The sequence below is a fragment of the Nioella sp. MMSF_3534 genome, from assembly GCF_030732985.1.
In the GTDB taxonomy this organism is placed as follows: domain Bacteria; phylum Pseudomonadota; class Alphaproteobacteria; order Rhodobacterales; family Rhodobacteraceae; genus Nioella.
Window position 1 is genome coordinate 1 of sequence record NZ_JASHJX010000079.1, and the last position, 9,670, is coordinate 9,670.

At 62.8% G+C, this 9,670-nt stretch carries 9 protein-coding genes and 1 pseudogene; 3 read left to right on the top strand and 7 right to left on the bottom strand.

Going from position 1 to position 9,670, the window contains the following annotated elements; translation table 11 throughout:
* Window positions 1-43: 43 nt before the first annotated feature.
* From RBB16_RS19920 to RBB16_RS19935, 4 genes are all read right to left on the bottom strand, one after another.
* Entirely contained in the window at window positions 44-829 is a 786-nt protein-coding gene (locus RBB16_RS19920; protein ID WP_371931272.1) for an ABC transporter ATP-binding protein, read from the bottom strand.
* Window positions 830-920: 91 nt separating this feature from the next.
* Window positions 921-2,384 (bottom strand): dihydropyrimidinase, encoded by a 1,464-nt coding sequence (gene hydA, locus RBB16_RS19925; RefSeq protein WP_306047784.1) that lies wholly within the window; start codon window positions 2,382-2,384, stop codon window positions 921-923.
* A 26-nt stretch (window positions 2,385-2,410) separates the two neighbouring features.
* Window positions 2,411-2,662, bottom strand: a complete 252-nt coding sequence (locus tag RBB16_RS19930) for a hypothetical protein (RefSeq protein ID WP_071690123.1) — start codon at window positions 2,660-2,662, stop codon at window positions 2,411-2,413.
* Window positions 2,659-3,909 carry a Zn-dependent hydrolase gene (locus tag RBB16_RS19935; protein ID WP_306047785.1) on the bottom strand — a complete coding sequence of 417 codons (1,251 nt, stop codon included), beginning with the start codon at window positions 3,907-3,909 and terminating at the stop codon, window positions 2,659-2,661. Before RBB16_RS19935 ends, RBB16_RS19930 begins: the two co-directional genes overlap by 4 nt.
* Before the next feature lie 234 nt (window positions 3,910-4,143).
* Here RBB16_RS19935 and RBB16_RS19940 point away from each other — a divergent pair, with 234 nt between their 5' ends.
* On the top strand, window positions 4,144-4,764 hold the full coding sequence (locus RBB16_RS19940; RefSeq protein WP_306047786.1) for a TetR family transcriptional regulator C-terminal domain-containing protein: 621 nt from the start codon (window positions 4,144-4,146) through the stop codon (window positions 4,762-4,764).
* A gap of 81 nt (window positions 4,765-4,845) precedes the next feature.
* Window positions 4,846-6,051: a PLP-dependent aminotransferase family protein gene (locus tag RBB16_RS19945; RefSeq protein WP_306047787.1), complete on the top strand. Its 1,206-nt coding sequence runs from the start codon at window positions 4,846-4,848 to the stop codon at window positions 6,049-6,051.
* A 122-nt stretch (window positions 6,052-6,173) separates the two neighbouring features.
* Here the strand turns inward: RBB16_RS19945 and preA are convergent, their stop codons facing one another.
* From preA to RBB16_RS19960, 3 genes are read right to left on the bottom strand one after another with little or no spacing between them, the layout of a single operon-like run.
* Window positions 6,174-7,478, bottom strand: coding sequence for an NAD-dependent dihydropyrimidine dehydrogenase subunit PreA (preA, locus tag RBB16_RS19950; protein ID WP_306047788.1), 1,305 nt, complete (start codon window positions 7,476-7,478; stop codon window positions 6,174-6,176).
* A gap of 35 nt (window positions 7,479-7,513) precedes the next feature.
* Window positions 7,514-7,906, bottom strand: coding sequence for a hypothetical protein (locus RBB16_RS19955; protein ID WP_306047789.1), 393 nt, complete (start codon window positions 7,904-7,906; stop codon window positions 7,514-7,516).
* On the bottom strand, window positions 7,903-9,240 hold the full coding sequence (locus RBB16_RS19960) for an NAD(P)-dependent oxidoreductase (protein WP_306047790.1): 1,338 nt from the start codon (window positions 9,238-9,240) through the stop codon (window positions 7,903-7,905). Before RBB16_RS19960 ends, RBB16_RS19955 begins: the two co-directional genes overlap by 4 nt.
* Window positions 9,241-9,522: 282 nt before the next feature.
* Here RBB16_RS19960 and RBB16_RS19965 point away from each other — a divergent pair.
* A pseudogene (locus RBB16_RS19965) lies at window positions 9,523-9,670 on the top strand (acetyl-CoA carboxylase, biotin carboxyl carrier protein); the annotation flags it as partial.

Sequence of the window (9,670 nt, forward strand, 5' to 3'; positions counted from 1 at the left end):
TGTACAGGGGGTGTACGGGGGGCACCCCCCCACTTTCAGCGCCTCAATCGTCATAGGCATGACCGGCACGCAGCCCCTCCCGCACCCTGTGGGCGATCTCCAGAAACTCGGGCGTGTCGCGGATATCGAGGGGCCGTTCCTTCGGCAGTGGGCTGTCGATAATGTCGGTGATCCGGCCCGGTCGCGGGCTCATCACCACGATCTTTGTCGAGAGATAGACCGCCTCGGGGATCGAGTGGGTGACGAAGCCAATGGTCTTGTTCGTGCGTGCCCAAAGCTGCAAAAGCTGCTCGTTCAGATGGTCGCGCACGATCTCGTCCAAGGCTCCGAACGGCTCGTCCATCAGCAGGATATCGGCGTCAAAAGCCAGCGCCCGCGCGATGCTGGCCCGCTGCTGCATCCCGCCCGATAGCTGCCAGGGGTATTTCTTGCCAAATCCTGCAAGATCAACGAGTTCCATGACGTTCTTCACGCGGGTTTCCTGATCCGCGCGGCTATATCCCATGATCTCCAGCGGCAGTTTGATATTGCCCGCGATGGTGCGCCAGGGGTACAGTCCGGCGGCCTGAAAGACATAGCCATAGGCGCGGCTTTTCCGGGCCTCATCCGGGCTCATCCCGTTCACGCTCAGGCTGCCGCCCGTCGGCGTTTCCAGCGCAGCGATACAGCGCAGGAAGGTGGTCTTGCCGCAGCCCGAGGGGCCGATGAAGCTGACGAACTCGCCCTTGTCGATCTCCAGGTCGACATCCTTCAGCGCATGTACGGGGCCGTCATTCGTCTCGAAGACGAGGTTGAGGCCCTCGGCCTTGATCACAGTGTCCTGGCTCACACCCATTCCCTTTGGCTGCCCGGTTTTGCCCGGTTCCGGCTTATTGAACCGCCCCGAGAATGCCCCGGAGCGGATTGTTTTCAAACGATAATCAGATCCCCGCCGGGATGTTCAGCGGGTCGCGCTGGATCATCTTGGGGGCGGTCAGCGCCTTCCATTTCGACAGCGCCTCATGCGCCGAGGGGAAGGCCGGGCGCGGCACGAACCGGCCCCGGCCGGGCTGCGGCTGGCTGTTCTGCCCCCAGGCCCAGATGACCTCGCCCCGGCTCAGCGTATAGCGCGCCTGCGCCTTGACCTCGAAGCCTTCGAAGACGTTGTAGTCGAGAATCGAATGGTGGTTGGAGGCGCTGATCGTCTTGGTGATCTTCGGATCCCAGACCACGATATCCGCATCCGCCCCTTCGACAATGGCGCCCTTTTTCGGATAGATATTCAATATCTTGGCGACATTCGTTGAAGTAGCCGCGACAAACTCGTTCGGCGTCAGGCGGCCGGTTTCCACGCCTTCGGTCCACAGGACGGCGAGCCGTTCCTCCAACCCGTTGGAGCCGTTGGGAATGATGCGGAAATCGTCCCGGCCCGCGCGTTTCTGATCGGTGTTGAATGCCGCGTGGTCGGTCGCCACGACCTGCAAGCTGCCCGCCTGAAGCCCGGCCCACAGGCTGTCCTGATGGTCCTTCGACCGGAAGGGCGGGCTCATCACCCGGCGCGCGGCGTGGTCCCAGTCCTTGTTGAAATACTCGGTTTCATCAAGTGTTAGGAATTGTATGAGAGGCTCGCCATAAACGCGCATGCCCTTCTGCCGCGCCCGGCGGATCGCCTCATGCGCCTGTTCACAGGAGACATGAACGATGTAGAGAGGCACACCCGCCGCATCGGCGATGGTAATGGCGCGGTTAGCGGCCTCGCCCTCGAATTCCGGCGGACGGGAATAGGCATGGCCTTCCGGCCCGGTGATCCCCTGCGCGATCATCTGTTCCTGCATATCGGCCACCAGATCGCCGTTTTCCGCATGGACCATGGGCAGCGCACCCAATTCCTTGCAGCGCTTGAACGAGGCGAACATCTCGTCATCCTCGATCATCAGCGCGCCCTTATAGGCCATGAAATGCTTGAACGAGTTCACGCCCATATCGACCGCGTCCTTCATCTCGTTGAAGACGCTTTCATTCCAGCCCGTGACCGCCATGTGATAGCCGATATCGGCGCAGATCTGCGGGGCAGATTTGCGATGCCATTCATGGATGGCGTTCTTGATTGACCCATCCGCTCCGGGCAGGCAGAAATCCACCAGCATCGTGGTGCCGCCACAGGCTGCGGCCCAGGTGCCGGTCTCAAAGGTTTCTGCCGCCGTGGTGCCCATGAAGGGCATTTCCAGATGGGTATGCGGGTCGATGCCGCCGGGGATCACATAGGCCCCGTCCGCGTCGATATATTCATCGCCCTTCAGATCCTCGCCGATCTGCTTGATCTTCTCGTCCTCGATCAGCACATCGGCCTTCCAGGTGCGGTCGGCGGTGCAGACCATGCCGCCCTTGATGACTTTGGTGGTCATTATGTTGTCTCCCTGTTTGCGTCAGATCACGTACAGATCGGGACGCTTTCGATGTCACGCACGGGCACCCAGACCGTTTCCAGAGGGCCGTGGCGCAGGTACCAGTAGCAGCCGTCGACGGTGCCTTGCTGGATGTTCTGCACCGGGGTTCCGGGCGGCACGCGGTTCCAGACCGCTTGCGGCACCTGATCCCGGCTGGTGGGGGTGATCCCGGTATTCACGCAGCCGCCAAGGGCCGTCAGAGCCACAATTCCGGCAACGATCAGTCTTGAATTCATTCAACAATCTCCGCGGTTTCCACGACAGCGTGGAAGAGGACGTTGGCGCCGGCCTCGGCCCATTCGGGGCTGATTTCCTCGGCCTCGTTATGGCTGAGGCCGTCGACGCAAGGGCACATGATCATCGCCGTGGGGGCCACGTCGTTGATCCAGCATGCATCGTGGCCCGCGCCCGAGACAATGTCCATATGGCTGAAGCCGAGCCGCTTGGCCGCGTCGCGCACGGCATTAACGCAGCCCTCGTCGAAGGCGGGCGGATCGAACTGGCCGACGATCTCGCATTCGAAGCTGACGCCGATCTCTTCGCAAAGCTTCGGCGCACGCTCCATCAGCTCGGCCACCATGGCGTTGAGCTTGTCCAGCAGGTGGGTGCGCATGTCGACGGTGAAGACGACCTTGCCGGGGATGATGTTGCGGCTGTTGGGATAGACGTCGATATGGCCGATCGCGCCCACGGCATTGGGCTGGTTCTTCATCGCGATCTCATGCACCAGCTCGGTGATCAGCGCCAATCCACGGCCCGCATTCTTGCGCATATGCATGGGCGTCGAGCCGGTGTGGCTTTCCTTGCCGGTCACGGTGCATTCGATCCAGCGCAGGCCCTGCCCATGGGTGACAACGCCGATATCCTTGCCCTCGGCCTCCAGAATCGGCCCCTGCTCGATATGCAGCTCGAACATCGCATGCATCTTGCGGTCGCCGACCTTTTCGTCGCCCTTCCAGCCGATGCGCTCCAGCTCATCGCCGAAGCGCTTGCCCTCGGCATCGACACGGTCATAAGCCCAGTCCTGCGTGTGCTTGCCCGCGAAAACGCCAGAGGCGAGCATGGCGGGGGCGAAACGCGTGCCCTCTTCGTTGGTCCAGTTGACCAGCACGATCGGGTGTTTCGTCTTGATCCCAAGGTCGTTCATGGTGCGCAGCGCTTCCAGCCCGCCGAGCACGCCCAGAACCCCGTCATATTTGCCGCCCGTGGGCTGCGTATCCAGATGGCTGCCCATGTAGACCGGCAGCGCGTCAGGGTCCGTGCCCTCGCGCCGGGCGAACATATTGCCCATTTCGTCGAGCCCCATGGAACAGCCCGCCGCCTCGCACCAGTTCTGAAACAGGGCGCGGCCCTTGGCATCGTCATCGGTCAGGGTCTGCCGGTTATTGCCGCCCGCGATACCGGGGCCGATCTTGGCCATCTCCATCAGGCTGTCCCAAAGACGCGCGCCATTGATCTTGAGGTTTTCGCCGGGGGCGGACATGGTGGCTCTCCCTGTGATGCGGACCGGATGCGTGCCCGGCCCTTTTCATTCCTGTTTTGACCAACTGGTCAAGAACACGCTATCAAAGGGATAGGACCAGTCAAGATTTTGCACCCAAAGGATTGGCATTCGCGGGCCAAATAGGCGAAAAACCTGTTTCTTGCGGGTCTTGGCGGCGCTGTTGGAACCGTCTATCGCAAGGGTTCGGCCCGAAACCGCAGGAATGTGATGCTGATGACCGTGAAAGTTCAACCGCCCAAGACCCGTATTCAGCGCAAGAACACGCAGGCGATTCTCGACGCGGCGCTGGAGGTGTTCTCTCGTCAGGGATTTCGCGGCGCGACGCTGGATCAGATCGCCGCCGAGGCAGGGCTGTCGAAACCGAACCTGCTGTATTATTTCCCCTCGAAAGAGGCCATCCATGTCAGCCTGCTGACCGAACTGATGACCACATGGCTCGACCCGCTGCGCGATCTGGACCCGGACGGCGAACCGGTCGAGGAACTGATGACCTATGTGCGCCGCAAGCTGGAGATGAGCCGCGATTTCCCCCGCGAAAGCCGTCTCTTTGCCAATGAGATCCTGCAAGGCGCGCCCCGGATGATCGGCGCGCTGGAAGGAGAGTTGCGCGATCTGGTCGAGGAGAAATCCGCCGTCATTCGCGACTGGATCGCCGCCGGGAAGATCGCCGATCTCGACCCGCATCATTTGCTGTTTTCCATCTGGGCCTTGACGCAGCACTACGCCGATTTCGACGTGCAGGTGCGCGCGGTGCTTGGCCCCGGCCACGATCCGCTGGACGAGGCGGGAAGGTTTCTGGACGGGCTGTTTGCCAGGCTGCTCCGGCCCGAATAGGTCCGCATCGGCCCTATAGGTCAATCTTGTTGACTTATTTTTCGGCGCGCGTAGGCTCCCGGATCGAGGAGGATTGCGCCCATGAGTCTCGCCCGGAATTTCGCCACCCGCACCGCCCGTATGAAGGCCTCGGAAATCCGGGAATTGCTGAAGCTGCTCGACCGGCCCGGCATCCTGTCTTTTGCGGGTGGCATCCCGGACGCGGCGCTGTTTCCCAAGGCGGAATTCGCCGACGCCTATGGTCAGGTGCTGGCCGAGGCCCCCAACCAGGCGCTGCAATATTCCGTGTCCGAGGGTTATCTGCCGCTTAGACACTGGATCGCGGGGGAAATGGCGAAGATCGGCGTTCCCTGCGGGCCCGAAAACGTGCTGATCACCAGCGGCTCGCAGCAGGCGCTGGACTATCTGGGCAAGCTGATGCTGTCGCCCGGCGACACCGCTTTGGTGGGCTGGCCGACCTATATGGGCGCGCTTGGGGCGTTCAACGCCTATGAGCCGCGCTATGACCGGCTGCATATCCGCACCAACCGGGCTGCCGAAGACTATCGCGCTGCAGCGGAGGCCGAGGGTGGACAGGTGAAATTCCTTTACCTCTCGCCCGATTTCGCCAATCCGACCGGGGAAACCGTGGACCGTGAAGGGCGCGAAAAGCTGCTCGATCTGGCCGAGAAGCTGGATTGCATGGTGCTGGAGGACGCCGCCTATCAGTCTTTGCGCTATGACGGCGATCCGGTGCCGCCGATCCTGGCGCTGGAACTGGCCCGGAAAGGCGATCTGGAGGCCTGTCGCACAGTCTATTGTGGCAGCTTTTCCAAGACCTTGTCGCCCGGTCTTCGTGTTGGATGGGTGGTGGCGGCAAGCCCGGTGATCCAGCAGCTTGTGCTGATGAAACAGGCCGCCGATCTGCACAGCGCGACGATCAACCAGATGGCCATTCACAAGGTGGCGGAAGCCTGTTTCGGCACCCATGTGGACAGAATTCGTGATGCCTACGGGGCGCGGCGCGATGCCATGCTCGACGCCTTGGCCCGGCATATGCCGGAAGCTGTGGAATGGACCCGGCCCGAGGGGGGCATGTTCATCTGGCTGACCCTGCCGCGAGGGATGGATGCGGGCGATCTGCTGGCCCGCGCGATCGAGGAAAAGAACCTCGCCTTCGTGCCTGGACGGGCATTTCATGCGGATGGAACGGGCGAGAATACGCTGCGGCTGGCGTTTTCCTGCGCGGATGGCGCGATGATCGAGGACGGGATGAGCCGGCTCGGGGCGCTTCTTCGCGGCATCTGAACCCGCGCGGGGAAGCCGCTTCGAAGCGGCTTGGAAAAAGCGCATTCGAATGCGCTTGTGACGCGGTTTCGAAACCGCGTGAGAAAGGCGTTTCGAAACGCCTTTCCCGTCGGTGCAAAGGTCTATTCCGCAGCGCAGCTTCCGGGGTTGTTCGGATGCGTCGTCCAGTTGGCATAGTCCTTCTCGACCACCTTGCCGGTGCGTTCATCCACCGTGCCGGGGGCGAGCTGTTCCATGGTGATGCAGCCCTCGACCGGGCAGACATTCACGCACAGGTTGCAGGCCACGCATTCGCTGTCATCCACATCGAAGACCCGGTCCTCGGACATGGTGATCGCCTGGTGGCTGGTATCTTCGCAGGCCGCATAGCAGCGCCCGCATTTGATGCAGGCATCCTGGTCGATCCGCGCCTTTGAGACATAGTTGAGGTTGAGGTGCTGCCAGTCGGAACAGTTCGGCACCGCACGGCCCACAAGCTCGGAAGTCGAGGTGAAGCCCTTCTCGTCCATGTACTGGCTAAGGCCCGAGATCATTTCCTGCACGATCTTGAACCCGTAGGTCATCGCCGCCGTGCAGACCTGCACATTGCCCGCGCCAAGCGCCATGAACTCCGCCGCGTCGCGCCAGGTGGTGACGCCGCCAATGCCCGAGATCGGCAGGCCGGCCAGCGAGGGCGAGCGGGAAATCTCGGCCACCATGTTGAGCGCAATCGGCTTCACCGCCGGGCCGCAATAGCCGCCATGGGCGCCCTTGCCGTCGATGGTGGGTTCGGGTGCGAACAAATCCAGATCGACCGAGGTGATCGAATTGATCGTGTTGATCAGCGACACGGCGTCCGCGCCGCCATCCTTCGCCGCCTGCGCGGGTTTGCGGATGTCGGTGATATTGGGCGTCAGCTTCACGATCACCGGCAGGTCGGAATGCTTCTTGCACCACTCGGTGACCTGACCGACATATTCCGGCACCTGGCCCACGGCGCTGCCCATGCCACGTTCGCTCATCCCATGGGGACAGCCGAAGTTCAGTTCCACCCCGTCGCAGCCGGTTTCGATCACCCGGTCGAGGATCGCCTTCCAGCTGTCCTCGTTCACCGGCACCATCAGCGAGGCGATGAGCGCGCGGTCGGGATAATCCTTCTTCACGCGGGTCATTTCCTCCAGGTTCACCTCCAGCGGGCGGTCGGTGATCAGCTCGATATTGTTGAGCCCCAGCAACCGCCGGTCCGCCCCCCAGATCGCGCCGTAGCGAGGCCCGTTGACGTTGACGACCGGCGGGCCTTCCTCGCCCAGGGTCTTCCAGACCACACCGCCCCACCCGGCCTCGAAGGCGCGGCGGACGTTGTATTCCTTGTCCGTGGGCGGGGCCGAGGCCAGCCAGAACGGGTTGGGGCTTTTGATGCCGATGAAATTCGTCGTGAGATCAGCCATTTGGCGTCCTCCTTGGTGTCAGGCCAGGCGGGCTGCTAGTTGGGCCAGACCGCGTGGCAATGCAGGGTTTCGACCGGGGCCGCGTCATCGTGGCGGTAGATCAGCGTTCCGGCCTCTTCGCCCGGCCGCAGGGACAAACGGTAGCCGGACAGAATGATATCAGAGGGCGTGTTGGGGGCAGCGGGGTCCATGAACAGCGGGGTTTCGCACGCCACCTCGCCCTCATAGGTGAGGTCTTCGGCCAGCGGTGCACGAAAGCGGCAGAGGGTTTGCGGCGGCTCGAAGAGGCCATCGGCGGTCAACGTGAACACCTCCTGCCCCGATTCCGGGTCGCAATAGGGACCAAACCCCGCCACGGGCGCAGCGCCGCCGGTCGCCCCGGCAGCAGCGGGCCAGACGGCCAGGGAGAGGACCGCCGCCCGCATCATGCGCCCGTCAGGCTCGCATGGATGTCTTCCGCAGCGTCGCGCCCCTCGGCCACGGCGGTCACCGTCAGGTCTTCGCCGCCCGAGGCACAGTCGCCCCCGGCCCAGACCCCGGCCACGCTGGTGCGGCCCGGCCCGGTGACGGCGATCTTGCCGCCCTCGATGGTCAGCGCATCCGGTGCGCCCTCCAGCGTCTGGCCGATGGCTTTCAGCACCTGATCGGCGGGGATGGTGAAGGTCTCGCCCGTGCCTTTCAGCCCGTCGGGGCCGGACACCGTATATTCCGCCTCCACTGCCTGCGCCGCGCCGTTTCCGGTGACGCGCACGGGTTTGGCGTTGAACACCAGCCGCACGCCCTTGGACGCGGCAAGATCCTGTTCGAACCGACTGGCGGGCATTTCAGCGCGGCTGCGGCGATAGAGGATCGTCACGTTTTCCGCGCCAAGCAGCTTCGATTGCACGGCGGCGTCGACGGCGGTCATGCCACCGCCGATCACCACCACATTGCGCCCGACAGGGAGGGAGGAGAGATCCTCGGACTGGCGCAAATCGGAAATGAAATCAACGGCATCGGACACGCCGCTCTTGTCCTCACCTTCGGCGCGCAGGGCGTTGACACCGCCAAGCCCCATGCCGAGGAACACGGCGTCATAGTCGGCCTTCAGGGCATTAAGGCTCAGATCCGTGCCAAGGGCCTTGCCGGTGTGCAGCGTGATGCCACCGATCTGCATCAGCCAATCCACCTCGGCCCCGGCAAACCCGTTTACCGTCTTGTAGGCCGCGATGCCGTATTCGTTAAGCCCGCCGCCCTTGGGCCGCGCATCATATAGGTCGACGTCATGGCCCTTCATCGCCAGACGGTGCGCACAGGACAGGCCCGCAGGCCCCGCCCCCACAACCGCCACTTTCTTGCCGGTGGCCGCCGCGCGGGTGAAGGGGTGAACGCCTGCCTCCATCAGCTTGTCGGTGGCGTAGCGCTGCAACTGCCCGATGATGACCGGCTTGCCTTCAGCCACTTCGCGCACGCAGACCTCTTCGCAGAGCGTTTCGGTCGGACAGACGCGGGCGCACATGCCGCCGAGGATGTTCTGGCTGAGGATGGTGCGCGCCGCCGCTTCGGGCGTGCCGGTGGCGATCTGCCGGATGAAGAGCGGAATGTCGATATCCGTCGGGCAGGCCGTCATGCAGGGCGCGTCATGGCAGAAATAGCAGCGGTCGGCTGCCACCAATGCCTCGTGATCGTCCAGCGGGTCATGCAGGTCGCCGAAATTGGATGCGTAGTCTTCGGCCGCTAGACGGCCGGACGCGAGTCCCGGGGTAAACGGGCTGTTCGTCATGGGTGCCTCCCTGATCGAATGGCTTGTTCTTTTGAGGAAACGCTGACACAGGTCCGATTTTTGATCAAGTGGTAAAAAATTGAATAGTGCGAAAATCTGGCCGGATTCGTCATTTTCCTGCGCAGAGGCTTCAATTCCAGGCATTCGAGACGCCGCTTTGCACAGAACCGGGTCGATTTCGCATCCGGTTTGGCTTTTCAGCCCCTTGGGGAACGCGTATATAGCCCGGAACATGATCATCCGCGCGGGGGGCGTCCCTCGCCAGAACATCCGAGGGCAGAGATGGCGAACAAGACACATGACGGGGACGTGGCCTTCATCAAGGCGCTGGCGGAACTGCTGGCCGAGAATGAACTGACCGAGTTGGAGGTCATGCGCGAATATGGCGACAATGACAGCCTGAATGTCCGCGTCAGCAAGCAGAGCATCG

What these genes read in the sequence shown, in the direction of transcription:
- hydA (WP_306047784.1), bottom strand. Translation starts at nt 2,384, where the DNA reads ATGACCACCAAAGTCATCAAGGGCGGCATGGTCTGCACCGCCGACCGC.
- RBB16_RS19930 (WP_071690123.1), bottom strand. Translation starts at nt 2,662, where the DNA reads ATGAATTCAAGACTGATCGTTGCCGGAATTGTGGCTCTGACGGCCCTT.
- RBB16_RS19935 (WP_306047785.1), bottom strand. Translation starts at nt 3,909, where the DNA reads ATGTCCGCCCCCGGCGAAAACCTCAAGATCAATGGCGCGCGTCTTTGG.
- RBB16_RS19940 (WP_306047786.1), top strand. Translation starts at nt 4,144, where the DNA reads ATGACCGTGAAAGTTCAACCGCCCAAGACCCGTATTCAGCGCAAGAAC.
- RBB16_RS19945 (WP_306047787.1), top strand. Translation starts at nt 4,846, where the DNA reads ATGAGTCTCGCCCGGAATTTCGCCACCCGCACCGCCCGTATGAAGGCC.
- preA (WP_306047788.1), bottom strand. Translation starts at nt 7,478, where the DNA reads ATGGCTGATCTCACGACGAATTTCATCGGCATCAAAAGCCCCAACCCG.
- RBB16_RS19955 (WP_306047789.1), bottom strand. Translation starts at nt 7,906, where the DNA reads ATGATGCGGGCGGCGGTCCTCTCCCTGGCCGTCTGGCCCGCTGCTGCC.
- RBB16_RS19960 (WP_306047790.1), bottom strand. Translation starts at nt 9,240, where the DNA reads ATGACGAACAGCCCGTTTACCCCGGGACTCGCGTCCGGCCGTCTAGCG.